The sequence below is a fragment of the Pantoea sp. XAF26B01_ASV70 genome, from assembly GCF_054512635.1.
Genome location: NZ_CM137251.1, coordinates 4,050,081 through 4,066,210 on the forward strand (window position 1 = coordinate 4,050,081; position 16,130 = coordinate 4,066,210).

General features: G+C 57.7%; 9 protein-coding genes. 3 read left to right on the forward strand and 6 right to left on the reverse strand.

From position 1 onward, the window contains the following. Window positions 1-48 precede the first annotated feature (48 nt). Window positions 49-330: a peptidylprolyl isomerase PpiC gene (gene ppiC / locus ACX8ZY_RS19125; RefSeq protein WP_010257386.1), complete on the forward strand. Its 282-nt coding sequence runs from the start codon at window positions 49-51 to the stop codon at window positions 328-330. On the opposite strand, the gene ACX8ZY_RS19130 is transcribed toward ppiC, so the two are convergent. Next, a complete protein-coding gene (locus ACX8ZY_RS19130; protein ID WP_010257389.1) occupies window positions 331-2,391 on the reverse strand; it encodes an AsmA family protein in 2,061 nt (686 codons plus the stop codon). It lies immediately after the preceding gene. 284 nt (window positions 2,392-2,675) lie between these two features. Here ACX8ZY_RS19130 and kdgK point away from each other — a divergent pair, with 284 nt between their 5' ends. Next, window positions 2,676-3,608, forward strand: coding sequence for a 2-dehydro-3-deoxygluconokinase (gene kdgK / locus ACX8ZY_RS19135; protein ID WP_192073328.1), 933 nt, complete (start codon window positions 2,676-2,678; stop codon window positions 3,606-3,608). A gap of 523 nt (window positions 3,609-4,131) precedes the next feature. Further along, window positions 4,132-5,004, forward strand: coding sequence for an alpha/beta hydrolase (locus ACX8ZY_RS19140; RefSeq protein ID WP_010671660.1), 873 nt, complete (start codon window positions 4,132-4,134; stop codon window positions 5,002-5,004). 2 nt (window positions 5,005-5,006) lie between these two features. Here the strand turns inward: ACX8ZY_RS19140 and ACX8ZY_RS19145 are convergent, their stop codons facing one another. The 5 genes from ACX8ZY_RS19145 to bcsB form a co-directional block, all read right to left on the reverse strand. Further along, a complete protein-coding gene (locus ACX8ZY_RS19145) occupies window positions 5,007-6,497 on the reverse strand; it encodes a M16 family metallopeptidase (protein ID WP_320504219.1) in 1,491 nt (496 codons plus the stop codon). 246 nt (window positions 6,498-6,743) lie between these two features. After that, window positions 6,744-8,033, reverse strand: coding sequence for a dicarboxylate/amino acid:cation symporter (locus tag ACX8ZY_RS19150; protein WP_010257403.1), 1,290 nt, complete (start codon window positions 8,031-8,033; stop codon window positions 6,744-6,746). 225 nt (window positions 8,034-8,258) lie between these two features. Further along, window positions 8,259-10,265 carry a biofilm formation regulator HmsP gene (gene hmsP / locus ACX8ZY_RS19155; protein ID WP_031292605.1) on the reverse strand — a complete coding sequence of 669 codons (2,007 nt, stop codon included), beginning with the start codon at window positions 10,263-10,265 and terminating at the stop codon, window positions 8,259-8,261. Between the two features lie 115 nt (window positions 10,266-10,380). Then, on the reverse strand, window positions 10,381-13,845 hold the full coding sequence (gene bcsC, locus ACX8ZY_RS19160; RefSeq protein WP_421665155.1) for a cellulose synthase complex outer membrane protein BcsC: 3,465 nt from the start codon (window positions 13,843-13,845) through the stop codon (window positions 10,381-10,383). Beyond that, the gene (gene bcsB, locus ACX8ZY_RS19165) at window positions 13,838-16,126 is read right to left on the reverse strand and encodes a cellulose biosynthesis cyclic di-GMP-binding regulatory protein BcsB (RefSeq protein ID WP_250497563.1); all 2,289 of its coding nucleotides are present in this window, start codon (window positions 16,124-16,126) and stop codon (window positions 13,838-13,840) included. Before bcsB ends, bcsC begins: the two co-directional genes overlap by 8 nt. Window positions 16,127-16,130 lie beyond the last annotated feature (4 nt).

Sequence of the window (16,130 nt, forward strand, 5' to 3'; positions counted from 1 at the left end):
GAAAGGGGTTTATACTGGGCGGCAATTATACACAACCGAGATACCAACATGGCGAAAACCGCGGCGGCTTTACACATCCTCGTCAAAGAGGAAGCGCTGGCAAAAGAGATTCTGGCGAAACTGGCGAAGGGTGGCAATTTCCAGCAGCTGGCAAAGAAGCACTCAACCTGTCCTTCCGGCCGGAATGGCGGCGATCTGGGCGAGTTCCGGCAGGGACAGATGGTGCCGGCCTTTGATAAAGCGGTCTTTACCTGCCCGCTGCTGACGCCTTACGGGCCGGTAAAGACCGGCTTTGGTTATCACATTATTAAAGTGCTCTATCGCAACTAGTTACTTCTTCTGCTTCATCTGCTGCAGGACGGTGCTGCACTGGTTGTCTTCGTTATCACTTGGAGAGATCAGTGCCAGCAGCGCCGCCGCCGGGCCCACTACTGCGCCCAGTGCCACGGCAGCGGCACCACGTGCCAGCAGTGGCCCCGTTTTCACGCCCGCATCAGGATTTTTAAAGGTACCACGCACATAGAGCGGGGAGCGCAGCGTTACGATGCGGACGCCCTTACTCTCCGGATTCACCGACAGATCCAGCCGCTCACTGGCGAAGTTCGCGTTGCCTGACACATTGATAATCGCGTTCTCGGTATCAAACACAAACAGGTTAGGCGTTGCCACACCGTTCTGCAGTTTGAGATCGGTGGCGGCGCAGTTGATACGCACCTGGTCATCGCCAAACAGTTTGCCCACCACGTAGTTACCGACGTTGAGTCCGGCAATCTCCATCAGGCTGCGGCTGATCAGACCATCATTCATCAGCAGCTTAAGTTGCCCGTTGCTGGTCGCCAGCAGATCGGCTACGGAGTTACCGGTGCCAGTAAAGCTGGCATCGCCATTGAGCTGGCCACGGCTGTTCTTCATCGCCTCCACATTCGGGAAGAGCTGACGCAGCTGCAGCTTACGGACATGAAGATCAACCCGACCACGCATCGGCGAGTGATCGCCCTCCAGCCGGATAGTGCTGTTGAGATTGCCGCCCGCCACACCAAAGCGCAGCGGATCCAGCAGCAGATCACCGTTTTTCAGCTGTAAATGGGTATAGAGATCGCTTAACGGCAGTGAATTGCTGTGTTCGATCCGTTTGCCGCTGAACTTCACGTCGGCATCCATCACGTCCCAGTTTTTGGTTTCGAATTTATCGTGTGGTAGCACGCGGTCTGCGGGCTGATTCGATTTCTCCCCGCGCCGGGCTTTGGCCTGCGCAGTTTTTTCACTGCCTTTGCCAGAGTCGACGCCAATCAGCGGCCCCAGATCGGCCATGCGCAGTTGCTCAGAGGTCAGCTCGCCGCTGAGTGTCGGGCGGGGTTTGACCTGACTGTAGATCAGCGAGCCATGAATATCGCTGTCGCCAATATGTCCGTTGAATTTCTCATAGCGGTAAACCGCGCCCTTTTCGCCGCTGAATTTAGCAATCAGATGGCCGTCGGTTTCATAAGGTGGCGTGTCAGGCAGCAGGACGCCGGTCAGGCCATAGAGATTGGCCAGCGTATCGCCCGAGAAGCGCAGTCGCACGTTAAGCCCGCCGAGGTTCATCGGATCCTGCAGACCGCCGGTCACCTGAACGCGGGTGGTGCCGTTGCGCAGATCGGCCTGAATCGGGAACGGGGTGTTCTGACTGCGCAGTGACAGCATGCCGCCAATCTTACCGTCGCCGCTGAGTGACTCATTGTTATAAGTGCCCTTCGCCTGCCAGCCAAAGACGAAGTCGCCTGCGCCCTTCTGCTGGTCATTGCCTCCGGCAATCTGCGTATACGGCACCGGTTTACCCAGCGGATTAACCTGCACCGTGACATCTGCGCGGTTAATGGCATCGCGATAACGAATCTGGCCCTGATCGAACAGAATATTATCCAGACGGAATGACCAGGCCGATGGCGCAGCACTCTTCTCATCCTTGCCGCTATCGGCAAGGGTAAAGGTCCAGTTGTTCTTTTTATCCGCGGTCTGGATCAGACGCGCATCCGGTCGCTGCAATTTAATCCACGGGATGAAAAGTTCTTTGTGCAGCAGCGACAGCGGTGACAATGTGGCATCGACCCGCTGCAGATGTACCATGGTGACGTCGGCAATGTCAGGCGGATTCCCCAGCATGATATCTTCCGCATGGATCTGCGGCCACGGCACCCAACGCCGCCAGCCTGCCTCGTCGCGATTTCGTGCCCAGTCGATACCCAGATCCCCGCGTATCGCAAAGGGACGGTTTAACTCGGTTGAAACTTTTTGATTGATGGTGGGCTTCAGGCGATTCCAGTCAAAGGTCGCGATGACGACGATAATCACCACGATCAACAACACCAGAATTCCTGCTACCCAGCTGACTATTTTCCCGGTACGCGACATTACGCTTTCTCCTTGCACATTCACGGTCTGCGTTAAAGATAGTCGAGACCGCGGGCAACAGCATCAGGGAAGCGGGATAGTAAGATGATTCAATTCAGAAAAAGGGGTTTCTCAGCCATTTCGTTAGCATAAGCGGTAAAAAAAGCCGACATTCCCGGCGTTTATCCCCGAGACCAGGGCTAATGGCCGCCTTTAAAGGTAAATTAAAACACCGTTTTAAAAGCATTGACGTCTGCCATACCAGACGCGAGACTAAGGCGATATTTCACTACAGGTCTGAAACCATGACGCAGAAAAAAATCGCCATCATCGGCGAATGCATGATTGAGCTGTCCGAAAAGGGTGAGAACATTAAACGTGGCTTTGGCGGCGATACGCTCAATACGGCCGTTTATCTCGCCCGCCAGGTTGATGAGCAGCAGTTACGGGTCGATTATGTCACTGCGCTGGGTACGGATTCGTTCAGCGATCAAATGATCGCGGCCTGGCAGCAGGAGAAGGTCAATACCGACCTGATTCAGCGGCTCGATAATAAAATGCCGGGCCTGTATTTCATTGAAACCGATGCCGACGGTGAGCGCACCTTCTGGTACTGGCGCAGTGATGCCGCCGCGCGTTACTGGCTCGACAGTCCGCAATCAGCAGAGATAGCTGAACAGCTGTCGCACTACGATTATCTCTATCTTAGCGGCATCAGCCTGGCGATTCTGCCGCCTGCCAGTCGTGAAAAGCTGATGGTGCTGCTGGCGCGCTGCCGGGCTAATGGCGGCAAGGTGATTTTCGATAACAACTACCGCCCGCGTTTATGGGCCGATCGGGCCAGCACGCAGGCCGCTTATCGCGCCATGCTCAACTGCACCGATATCGCCTTCCTGACACTGGATGATGAACATCTGCTCTGGGGCGAAGAGCCGCTGGATGACGTTATCGCGCGTACCCGTCAGGCGGGTGCCAGCGAAATCGTGATTAAGCGCGGTGCAGACTCCTGCCTGGTGGTCACCGGCGATGCGCCGCTGATTGATGTGCCTGCGGTACGTCTGCCGAAAGAGAAAGTGATCGATACCACCGCAGCCGGTGATTCGTTCAGTGCCGGTTATCTGGCTCGCCGTCTGACCGGCGCCTCTGCAGAGGTCGCCGCGCAGCGCGGACACCTGACTGCCAGCACCGTGATTCAGCATCGCGGCGCGATTATTCCGGCAGAGGCGATGCCTGACTGACAGAGCAGCAGCCAGCGTCGTTGATACAGGCACTGATCGTGCCGATGCCAGAAAATGCGCCCGAGGGCGCATTTTTTTAGGCTGCTGGTAACGTCTGGCTGCGTGACTGTAACCGATGCTATCCGTTCCCAGATGAGACTGGCACGTTAGCCCCTGCAGCGTGGCGGTGTGATCCTGACGCTAAAATCATTATGTCGCCTTAAGAACGCACAGCGTGATATCCGGTAAATTGCGGCTAATCAAGCGGGCCGTGCCAGCTATTTACCTTAAGCGGAAAAATTGTGGTTAATAATAGATCCCCTGCGGTCGACTCCTTCAATCTCTCTTATAATTTATTTATTAAAATTAATAAGTTAAACAAACAGATCCACCACCAGGCATAGTCCGAATCTGGTCAGATCCCCCCTTTTCGGATGGACGACTGCCTGAAAAAAGACCATCTTTTAATCAAAAGACAGCAGGACGCTGTTCTCTCCGGCCGCGAACAAAACAATTAAAATATTCCCCGCATCAGGATCTATTTATGCACACAGAAATTATTAATATCTGGCCACACGGTGATGCGCCAGGCGCCAGCGATTCGCGCGCACAGCCGCAGATTGTCGACATGGCAAAAGAGTATGAGCCTTACGATCGGGCCGCTACCGGCGTGCGTTGCCCGGAGATGGCGATCTGGCATCCGGTCGAATCAAACGGGATTACCCTGCTGGTCGCACCGGGCGGAGGCTATCAGCGCGTGATGATCGATCGTGAAGGCAGCGCCCTGGCGACATTCTTTACCTCAATGGGTTACACCCTGGCGGTGATGACTTATCGCCTGCCCTATGATGGACATCACGAAGGGCCCGACGCGCCGCTGGCCGATGCTCAGCGCGCGGTACGCGTCCTGCGTGAACGGGCGCAGCGCGGCCTGAATGGTAAATATATCGTCATGATGGGCTTTTCGGCGGGTGGTCACGTGGCTGCCAGTCTGGGTACGCGTTTCGCAGAGAAACTCTATCCGGTGCAGGATGGCGCAGAAAACTTCTCGCCGCGTCCGGATGCGATGGTACTGGTCTATCCGGTAATCAGCATGCGGGACGGCATCGCCCATGAAGGAGCCAGAACCCGCCTGCTGGGTGCCTGGCCCGATCAGAAAACCATTGACGCTTATTCAATGGAAACCCGGGTTCATCCGCTGGTGCCGCCAACGCTGTTGATCCACGCAGCCGACGATGATGATGTATCAGTGAATCACAGCATGGCGTTTTTTGGCGCGCTGCGTGAGCATAAGGTCCCGGCAGAGGTGCATTTCTATCAGAAAGGCGGGCACGGATTTGGTATCCGCGGCGTGGCAGATTTGCCCCTCGCCAGCTGGCCGATGTTAGTGACCGAGTGGCTCAGGGCAAAAACCTGACTTTATGCGGCTGGCGGAACGTCTTTGACGTTGCTATCCGGCGGACTGGCTTCATTGCTGGTCGCCGGTGCCGCTGGTGGTGCCATCACTTTGTCCCAGTTGTTTTGCAGGCTCTTCACGTTGGTTTCCGTTTCGCCTTCCGGCTGAATCAGTACCATCATCAGTTCCTGCGTCAGCTGCTGACGCAGCTCCTGGTTTAACTGTTCGCGGGTCAGGCCGGCCAGGAAAGTCTGACGCAGCTTCTGATACTGCTCAGGTGCGATATCGACTACGGCGTTCTGCTGGGAGCGCAGGCGCTGGCTCATCAGCACATCCGTATCGGTGCGGGCATAGGTGGTAAACAGCTTGTTCAGCTCCAGCAGCTTCTGCGCCATCAGCGCATCAAACTCCTCCTGCGGCAAGCCTTTGTCACGCACGTTTGCCAGCTCACGCGCCACCAGATTCATATTCTGCGCCAGATTTTCGTTGCGTCCATCCAGGTTGATGGAGCACTGCGCACGCTGATAAAGCACACGGCAATCAAATCCCACCTGTATGCCCTGTGCCTTGCTGTCACTGAGCGCACGCTGGACATGCCAGAACAGCGCTTCACGTGCCAGATCGCCCTGCCAGTAACGCTGCAGATTCTGGGAGTCACGAATCGGTTGCCACGGCGTATCCCACACCAGCGAGAGGCGATCCTGCGTCATGTTGCTGCTGACCAGATTTACCGGCTCGTGCGGCAGCGGCGACAGGGTGGGCAGTGGCGCAGGCGTTTCACGTTTACCGGTTAACGCCGAGAAGGTTTTATTGATCTGCTCAGAGAGGTTGCGGCTGTCAACATTCCCCACCACGTAGAGCGTCATCGCATCCGGGGTGTACCACTGATGATAAAAATCATTGAGCTGGGTTAAATCAACCGGCGCGCGTGGTTGCGCTGCGGGGTCATGCGCCAGCAGCGCGGAGCCTTTCAGGCGGTAGCGCCACCAGACATCCTGGGTATCTTTCGGCCAGGTCGCCACCGGATCCGATGCCGCCAGCGCGGTATTGACCACCTGTTCGGTGATGGCCATATTGCCTGCCGTGGCCGCCAGCCAGTTCAGCGCTTCTTTCAGCAACTCGGGGCGGTTATTCGGCAGGCTCAGATTATATTGGGTGGAATCATAGGAGGTGATCACAGGTGGCAGCGGATGCTGAGGATCCATCGCCTGTTGCCATAGCGCGCGCTGCTGATGGTTATCAAGCGCGGTGTTGTGCACCATCGCCAGACGCGGCAGCAGATGGCTGAAGCCGGCCTGTTGCGCACTCTCTACCAGCGAGCCGGTATTCACCACCAGCCGCAGTTCAATACGGTCACTGGGGCGTTGCGGTGTGGCCAGTAACTGCCAGTTAAATCCATTATCCAGCTTGCCTTCCTGCCAGGCCGGATCCGGTTGCAGCGTTTCTGCCTGGAGACCAAAGCTGCTTGCCAGCACTAATCCACCAACCAAAAGCCGAATTCTGGTGCCCTGCATGTGAACCCCTACTCAAATAATTCAAATATCGTTATCACTGGCGCATATTGCCGCTGTTATTAACGAATCGGCTGGCGCCGAATCGCGCTGTTATCCAACAACAAAGTGTTTGACCACAGGAAGCTCAGGATGTCGCGTAACGAAGTGAAAAACGTCAAAAAAAACAAGTGGGGTTTATTATGCAAATGCCCGCTGTCAGGGCAAGCGACAGCGGGCATTTGTGGGGATTTAAGTGAAATTCAATGATTAAATTGAAGATTCAGACGCTTTATTCTCCTTATTCCGGCCTGCCAGCGTGTCGGTCAGCTGTTTATGATCCAGCTGATCGACCCACTTCGCCACCACCACGGTCGCCACACCGTTACCGATCAGGTTGGTCAGCGCACGGGCTTCGGACATAAAGCGGTCGATACCGAGAATGAGCGCCAGACCCGCCACCGGCAGATGTCCCACCGCAGAGAGCGTCGCCGCCAGCACGATAAATCCGCTCCCGGTTACCCCCGCCGCGCCTTTGGAGGAGAGCAGCAGCACCACCAGCAGCGTAATCTGATGGAAAATGTCCATGTGCGCATTGGTCGCCTGAGCGATAAATACTGCCGCCATGGTCAGGTAAATCGAGGTGCCGTCCAGGTTAAAGGAGTAACCGGTGGGGATCACCAGCCCTACTACCGATTTCTTGCAGCCCAGCTTCTCCATCTTATCCAGCATGCGCGGCAGCGCAGACTCGGAAGAGGAAGTGCCCAGCACAATCAGCAGCTCTTCTTTGATATAGGCGATGAACTTAAAGATGCTGAATCCGGCGAACAGGCGTGCAATCAGCCCCAGCACGATCACCACAAACAGAATACAGGTGATGTAGAAGCAGATAATCAGCTGGCCGAGCTGCACCAGTGAGCCCACGCCATACTTGCCGATAGTGAACGCCATCGCGCCAAATGCCCCTATCGGTGCCAGACGCATAATCATGTTGATGATGCCGAAAATCACTTTTGAGAAGCTTTCAATCACGTTGAAAATCAGCGTGCCAGTGTTACCCAGACGATGCAGGGCAAAACCAAACAGAATGGCAAACAGCAGCACCTGCAGAATATTGCCGCTGGCAAAGGCGCCAATCACGCTGTTGGGGATGACATCCAGCAGGAAAGCGACGATGCCCTGCTGTTCTGCCTGTTGCGCATAAATCGCCACGGCTTTGGCATCCAGCGTGGCAGGATCAACGTTCATCCCGGCACCTGGCTGCACCACGTTAACCACGATCAGGCCGATAATCAGCGCGATGGTGCTGACAATTTCAAAATAGAGCAGTGCAACCGCGCCGGTCCGTCCTACCGCTTTCATGCTTTCCATGCCAGCGATGCCGGTCACCACGGTACAGAAAATCACCGGGGCGATAATCATCTTGATTAACTTAACAAAGCCATCTCCCAGCGGCTTCATCTGGGTCCCTAACTCCGGGTAAAAATGGCCTAACAAAACGCCGATGCCAATCGCCATCAGCACCTGGAAATAAAGGCTTTTAAAAAGTGAGGTTTTCATAAACAGGTGTCCACTAACGCCGTGAGGTGATGTTGTCGGATTCGTTATTGTGACTGGCGGGCAACAGAGGTGGCGCCTGACAGTAACCCGAAAATAACACTCTGTTTACGTGATTAATACAGGGTGATAAACGCCCAGGAAACCCGGGGATCGTAATTCTGAACTGAAACGCTTCAGCAAGGGGTTTTGTAACTAAAATTCTCGCAAAATCAATGAATCAGGCAATTATTGCGGTAGTGAGGAGTTTTCGATCCATGCCTGATTGAATCGGGTCAGAGGCAGCGCTTCAGCATACAGATAGCCCTGTCCGATAGAGATGCCGCGCGCCAGCAGCCAGTCACGTTGTTCTGCTGTCTCCACGCCTTCGGCAATCACCTCCAGATGGATAATCTCGGCGATGGCCGCCACGATGCAGACCATGGTGTCGTCATGCGGCAGCGCCGCCACGAAGCTGCGATCCATCTTCAGCTTGTTAACCGGCAACGCTTTCAGCTGATGGAGGTAGTTAAGGTTGGAGTAGCCCATGCCGAAATCGTCCAGAGCCACGGCCACGCCAGTCTGCTGCAACATCCGCAGCATCGATATCGCCTGTTCAGCATCATCAAGCTGAGCCGTCTCTGTCACTTCCAGCACGAAGGTGCCAGGTGCGATGCGGTGGCGCGTCAGCAGGGATTGCAGATGAGAGACCACGCCCGTGTCACGCAGTTGCACAGCGGAAATATTCACACTCAGCGGCAGCATAATGCCCTGTCGCTGCCAGCCTGCCAGAATGCGGCATGCCTCTTCAAACACCCAGCGGCCAATCGCGCTAATCACACCAATCTCTTCGGCACTGGCAATAAACTCTTCGGTCAGACCGTAGCTGCCGTCGGGCTGGCGCATACGCAGCAGCGCTTCCGCGCCGACTAACGTGCCGGTGCGCATATCGACCTGCGGTTGCAGATAGAGGGCGAACTGCTCATTGTGCAACCCCTGCAGAATGTCATGCTCCTGGGTCAGACGTTTTTGCGCGCGCTCGGTTAACGCGGCGTCAAAGAACAGGATCTGATTTTTGCCCTGATGACGGGCCGACATCATCGCTGAGGTCGCGCGGCCAAGCAGATCACTGGCGCTCAGCGGCTGATCATCGCGCAGCGCCAGACCAATGCTGACGTTAGGACGCAGCTGCAGCTGATAAAGGTTGACCGGCTGATTAAGGCGAATCATCAGGTTACGGGCCAGACGCAGGGCGCGGAACGGATTACTGGCGCGCTTCATTAACAGAACAAAGTCGCTGGTCCCGGTCTGCGCCAGCAGAGTATGGTCATCCAGCGTATTACGGATCTTCTCCACCAGCGTCAGCATCAGCGTATCGCGCTGCTCATCGCTCAATACGCCGTTGGCTTCCTGCAGGGTTTCAATGCGGATCACCATCAGCCCCAGCGGCTGTTCCGGACTGCTCATGAACTGCTCGACCAGCGCCAGAAACAGGGTACGGTTGGGCAGATCGGTCACGGGAAAATGGGTGGTCAGCCGGCTCATCTCATCATGTATCGACTCCAGCACCTGCTGATTGCGGTTGTAGCTGCGGATCAGCATGCCGATTTCATCATCGCGGTGGCTCTGCGGCAGTGACAGCTTATGCGTCAGAATCGACTGCGGCGGCAGCTCCTGCAGCTCCCGCGAGAGATTGCGCAGCGGATGCACCACCAGCCGGTTGATACACCAGCTGATCGCCACTGACAGGATCAGTGCCAGCAGCAGATAGGTGATAATCATGGTCGAGAGCGTGCTGAGAATAAACTGGTAGACGCGCGTCGAGTTAGCCTGCAGCACCAGATAGGCCAGCGGTTTCGGCATCCCGGTATTTTCCACTGAGTAGAGCGGCAGGGTAATCTGCACCGGCAGCTCAAACAGTCGCGCCACCAGACGCGGCACCGGTTTCTCCGTTTCGAAGTCGGCATGCAGAGCCTGAAACGCATTCGGCAGCACCACATCGGCGCGCGATAAAATACCGGCAGGTTTCAGTGAATGGAGAATGCGTTCGGCCTGAGAAATATCGGCGCGCAGTACCGCTTCCGACAGCGGCTGGCGGACGGTGTGTGCGATATTCTCCATCTGCTGGGCGTAGTCAATCCTGCGCTGCTGCACAAAATGAAACAGTTGGATGACGATAAAGATGCTGATGGTGATAACCGCAACCAGCGAAACCGTCGCCATCTGCTTTATCGTAAGTGACCGGCTTACGCGCAAAAATATTCTCCTGACGATGAAAAAAGCCCAGATAGCAGACAGTACAATGCCCGCCAGTATATCCCATAAACTGACTTTTTTACCGTCTGAAAAGTCCGGCTTTTTCCGGTCGGGATTATTTAAAATCCGCGTAAGGGGTCAGCGGCTGTGGCGGCATATCCAGATCCCCTTCCCAGCCTGCGGCAGAGTAACGCACGTAGATAAGACCGTGACTCGGGGTGTAATCCTTCGCCTGTTGAATATCGACGCCCACCCCGATAAACCAGTCGGGCGTGATACGACGTTCAACCACGCCCTGCAGCGTATACCCCGTGCCGCTACCGGTGCTGCTGGCGGAAACGGGATTGCTGGCAAGGGTAAAGCCGGGATTGACCGGATAGCGCTGCTGCGCATCGGTTTTCGAATGTGACCAGGAAACCGAGCCGCCCAGGTCGAACGACCAGTTTTCTGTCCGCTGTCGCCAGGTGACCGGCACGGAAAAGGAGAGATACTGCTGCGGACTGTAGTAGCCGCCCTGACCGAAGGTGTAATCGCTGAGATCCTTCTGATAGTGCCAGAGCATACTGTTCAGCCCGATGGTGGCCCGGCGATTATCGCTATTAATGAGCTTGTAGTAGTAACCGGCCATTAAGCGCTCGCGACTGTTATCCGCAACGTTTTTACCGGTGATCTGATGCGCGCTGATGTCGCCCCAGACACCGTGTGCGCCGCCCTGATCGTAACTCAGCCCGATGCTGCCACCCGTTGCCACTACGCCGCCCCAGCTTTTTCCACCGTTGGCTGATGGATCGCGCGCGCCCGCGTAGGAAAGCAGCGAACTGGCGATCGGCCGTCGCGAGGCGGTCAGCGTCACGCCAAGATCCCTGACGTCAGTTTTCCAGCTCAGGCCGCCGGTCCAGTTGGTCACCTCAAAGCCCAGCGGCGTGGTACCCAGATCCGCTGACCAGCGGTCATTATGCCAGCCGACGCCCAGCGCAGTGCCCTCGGCGCGCTGACTGGCATCGCGGCTGCATCCGCCGGAACTGGCGTCGTCGCAGCTACCAAACTGCTCGTCGAAGCTGCCGTTACGGGTGGTAAAACTCCCTGCCGAGACGTCCACCCGGTCGAGACGGAAAAAGCCGCGTCCGTCAGCAAACGGACTTTCCGCCTGCAGCATGGTGGTATGGGCAGTAAAGTCGGAGACCCCAGCCGTACCCTTATTGCGTGAATAGTCCTGCTGCACCGTCAGCGTGCTCTCACGCTGACGATAGAGATCTGCGGTGTCGCTGCGAATACTGCGCTTCAGCCAGTCATCCTGTTCCTGAGAGCGTGTCGCGCGGCTGATACTTTCGCCGCTGCCGATACCGCTGGCCGTCATCGCCTGACGATAATCCGCCAGCGCGATCTCTGGCTGCTGCTGTGCGCGCTCCAGCCGTGCCGCATCACGAAACACCAGTGCCTTATCCTGCGAAGGCGCCAGTGACGCAGCGCGCTGCTTCAGGCTGGCAAAGCGCACGGCAGCCTGCGTGGTTTCGCCCACCGCCTGCCATGCCAGCGCGGCGCGGCGATCGGCATTAAGAGTGTTGGGCTGGGCTGGCTGCTGCTCAAGTGCCTGCCGTGCTTCGCTGTTGCGCTGGAGGGCAACCAGCGCTTCGATTCGTCCCAGCGCCGCATCGCCGCTATCCGGCTCGCGCGACAGCACCTGCTGATAGGTCTCCAGTGCCTGCTGTGCGTCCCCGCGAGCCAGCGCCCAGTCGGCCAGCGTCAGGTCGCGTCGGCTGGAAACCGGCTGCTGGTAAAGCAGCGTCACTGCTGCCCGCTCCTGCCCTGCCGCACGAAGCGCTTCGGCGCTGGCAAAAATTTTATCCTGCCCGAGCCGGTCAGCCAGCTCATGCATATTGCTGTTCCACTGCGTTTCAGGCAGGCGATGCAGCGTTGCCAGTGCGGCGTCATCATTATCCCGGCTGGAAAGGTAGAGCGCGGCGGCGTAGAGCGCGGTCGCATCTCCGGGATGCTGCTGTTGCAGCGTCGCGATCTGCGCATCCGCCTGTTGGATGGCCCCACCGTCGCGTAGCGCGCTCGCCAGCCGATAACTCAGCCAGACGTCATCCGGCTGCAGCGCCAGCGCCGCCCGATACTTCTCTGCCGCCTGCGGCCATTTATTCTGCCGGGCGAGCGCATCGGCCTCGGCGCGCAGGCTGTCACTGCGCAGCGCGCGCAACGTTCCCGCCATCTCGCGCTGCTGCCCGGCGGGCAAGGTATTAATAAATTCCAACTCGCGGGCGGCGGAAACCGTTTGGTAAAGTCCCGCCAGTCGTCGCACAGCGGTGATATTCGTGCCATCCAGACGTCGCGCCTTTTGCCAGTACTGTTCAGCCGCCGCCCTATCTTTGCGCGCCATCGCCACATCGCCCAGGCCAATCAGGGCATAGCTGTCGGTGCTATCAATTTTCTGTGCGGCGCGGTAGGCGCGTTCGGCCCCCTCAACGTCATGCTGCGCCAGCGCCTTGTCGCCCTGTTCGACCGCCAGCCAGTAACGGTTAGTCTGCAGCAGTGACTGCCATTTGCCGATCAGCGTGCTCTGCTTGCCCGCCTCAACGGCGCGTTCCAGCCAGAGCACCGCCACATCACGATGGCCGGCGCGTGCCTGAGTCTGCCCCATTGCACCCATCAATTCGGCGTCGTTGGGGTTATCCTTCAGTGCCCGGCTAAGCGCTGCCATCGCATTATTCACATCGCCCGCCTCGACCAGCGCCAGGCCACGCATCCGCTCGCGATAGGCGGGATCGGCGAGCTGCGCCTGCTGCTTCGCCAGCACTTCCGCGCCCTGCTGGTGCGCGTCGCCGTCGGTAAAAACAGCCAGATAATCCTTTAACTGCGCCACGCTGCTGTCGCTGACCGGCTGATCGTTGATCTGCTGCAGCCAGAGATCGGCGGCGGCGCGTCCGCCGTTGCTGTTTGCCAGCTTTTTCAACTGCGCTATCGCCTGCTCCGGCTGCTGTTGATCAAATGCCATGCGTGCAATTTGCAACTCAACCCCGATATTGCCCGGGTAGCGCTGCTCCAGCGCCTGCAGCTGCTGGTAAGCGACGCTCTCCTGACCGGGAGTGCGTGCCAGCAGCCGCCAGTATTCCAGCGCCGTGTTCGCATCCGGAAAAACCCCTCCGAACAACGCGTCGTAAGCACTTTTCGCCTCCGCCAGGCGCCCCGAGGTGGCGAGCAGGCGCGCCTGCTGCAGCTGCTGCCGCCCATCCGACGACATCAGCGTCAGGCCGACGGCTGATTCACGCGTCGCGGCGGAGTCGGGCGCAACCTTTTTCAGCTGCTCCAGCAGCATCTGCGCTTTAGGGATATCGCCCTGACGCAGCGCCAGCCGCAGGCGAGCCGCCAGCACCTGCGGATTATCAGGATCGATCTTCTCAAGCCGGTAGAGCGATTGCTGCACCAGATCGTATTTGTTGGTCGACTCGCCGGTGCGTACCTGTGACAGCAACCATTCGACCGGCGACACCTCCGGTCCGTCGACCGGTGCAGCCAGCCCCGGCAGCGCACTCAGTGCGCCGAGCAGCATGCCTGCCCGCAGCACCTGTGCGTTATTCATCTTCATCCAGTAAACGACGACGGGTAATAATTCGCATCAGACGCCAGGTCATCAGCGCAAACAGCACCACTACAAAGAGTGCGCAGAGTGCCAGCCAGAAGGGATGGACGGAGAGTAGCGACCAGAGACGCTCCCACCACGGCAGATGACCAACGTAGTAGCTCTCTCCCACGCGCAGACTGTTAACCCCTGACTCGCGGATCACCACGGTGGAGCCAGACATCGTGCCACGCTTGCCGCTGTCACCCATCGCCTCGTTGAGCAACTGCCAGCTACGCGGCGTGCCATCGGCGAGCAACGCGACAACGCTGCGCTGATCGTAAAAAGGTGACTGGAAGCCAATCACCGTTGCCAGCGGGCCGCGGGAGCTGATAGTCGTCGTGCTTTCTGCCGCCTGCTCGCGCTGACTTTGCGGGTTCACTTCCGGAGTGATTTGTCGCACAGGCTCTTTCAGCCAGCTGGCGGTGGCGTCGACCAGCGCCGGGATCCGCTGGTCATCCTGAAGATCTTTGGGGATGACACCGATCATCAGCAGATCCACATCCTGCTTCTTCGCCGTGGCCCAGTCATCGGTCAACTGAACGCGCAGCGCCGGATAGCCGGTTTGCGCACCCATATTGCCCAACGTATTCAGCAGCGTGCTGACCTGCTCTGCATCGGGTTTTGGCGGCATCAGTACCAGGGTTTGCGCCAGATCGGCGTAGCGGCTGAACGGAAAGCCCGCATTCGCCCAGGCGCGCAACGACGGCATTTCGATGTAGTGGCGATAGCCGGAAAAATCGATGCTGGAATTGTCGTCCACCACCACATGATGCGTTATCGGCGTTGCGGTTTCACAGCGTCCATCCGCGTTGCCGCTGATGGTGATGTTGGCGTAATCAAAATCAAAGCGCAGCTGATTCACCACCCCGAGGCGCAGCGCCGGAATCAGCAGCTCATGGCTCTTGTCCAGCATTCCCTGAATCAGCGGAATATGCAGCAGCTGCTGACCCGTCGTATTTTTCGGCGGCAGCGGATAATCCTGAATGAACTGATTATTCAGGTTGACCGCCAGCCGTGAGCCATCCGACTGGAAAGGCGCGGTATAGCGATAGCTCAGATCCATGTCGATACCGCGCGCGCGAACCAGGAAGAGATCGGGCGGCAGATTGAGGGTCAGGCTGACGGGATTAGGCTGCACCCCATCAGACTGCAACTGATTCTCATATTGCGTCAGTTCGGCGAAAGTGGTGCGGCGATCGGTCCGCACCCAGTTAGGGGCGTCATAAGCCTGGCGCGGGGAGAGCAGCTTAACGCTGTCGATGGTTGAAATATCGCCGCGCAGCAGCAGCTCACCCTGGGCAATACCCTGAACCGCCGTCAGCAGGTCCTCATCGTTGCGTCCCAGAATCAGCAGCATTTTTTCATACGGATTATCGGGCTGGCTGACAATCTCTACTGTGGGTTTTGTCACCGGCGGCAGATCTTTCAGGAAATCCGGGCGCGCTTCGTTGGTGGCAAACACCACCGCATGCTGCTGTTGCGGTAGCTGGTTATACAGCACCGGGAAACGCTGCCCGCGCCAGCCCGTTTTGCTGCCAAACCAGGAAGCAAGAATGGCGGCGGCCCGCTGCTGCGTGACATCCGGCTGGGCGCTGAACACCATCGGCAGGGTCAGCGGTCGCGTATCCCGCGAATCAAAAAAGGGTTCCGGGAAGTGGGAGAGGTCATTTTTCAGCGGCAGTTTTTGCAGCGTCAGATCGATGCCGCTCTGTTTGCCGATATCCAGCCAGATTGCGCTATTGGCAGGATTTTCACAGACGTTGGCGTAGTGGCCCACCAGCTCGAAACGCACGCGGTTAAAGTCGGCAATGTAGCGCGGATCGATCGACAGCTGCGTCTGGATCTCTTTGCCCAGCTGTTCCGGCGTCAGAGTGATCAGACCGACCAGCTCATCATTGAGATAAATCTTCAGCTGCGACAGCGTTGGCAGCAGTGCGGGCGAAGGCCGAAAGCTGAGGTTCAGCAACGCGCGCGTCACCACCTCATCGCTGCGCACACCGAACTCAATCTGTCCGGTAGTGCGGGTGCCACGCAGCGTCATGCTGCCAGGCGGCGGTGCCAGCTGGGCAAAGCTCAGTTGGCTGTTCCGCAGCGGTGCGCCGTTATCCTGCGGTAAAGATTGCACAGGCGTTACACCATTGATGTTTGCGGGCGCGTCCTCCTGCGCGGCGGCACAGCTTAACGTTGCACTGCCCAGCAGCAGAGCGGCAAACCACCTGTTTACTCTCGGTATCGTCATATCA

Bases quoted from the DNA above. Each gene is read 5' to 3' on its own strand.
- ppiC (WP_010257386.1), top strand. From the start codon at position 49: ATGGCGAAAACCGCGGCGGCTTTACACATCCTCGTCAAAGAGGAAGCG.
- ACX8ZY_RS19130 (WP_010257389.1), bottom strand. From the start codon at position 2,391: ATGTCGCGTACCGGGAAAATAGTCAGCTGGGTAGCAGGAATTCTGGTG.
- kdgK (WP_192073328.1), top strand. From the start codon at position 2,676: ATGACGCAGAAAAAAATCGCCATCATCGGCGAATGCATGATTGAGCTG.
- ACX8ZY_RS19140 (WP_010671660.1), top strand. From the start codon at position 4,132: ATGCACACAGAAATTATTAATATCTGGCCACACGGTGATGCGCCAGGC.
- ACX8ZY_RS19145 (WP_320504219.1), bottom strand. From the start codon at position 6,497: ATGCAGGGCACCAGAATTCGGCTTTTGGTTGGTGGATTAGTGCTGGCA.
- ACX8ZY_RS19150 (WP_010257403.1), bottom strand. From the start codon at position 8,033: ATGAAAACCTCACTTTTTAAAAGCCTTTATTTCCAGGTGCTGATGGCG.
- bcsC (WP_421665155.1), bottom strand. From the start codon at position 13,845: ATGAATAACGCACAGGTGCTGCGGGCAGGCATGCTGCTCGGCGCACTG.
- bcsB (WP_250497563.1), bottom strand. From the start codon at position 16,126: ATGACGATACCGAGAGTAAACAGGTGGTTTGCCGCTCTGCTGCTGGGC.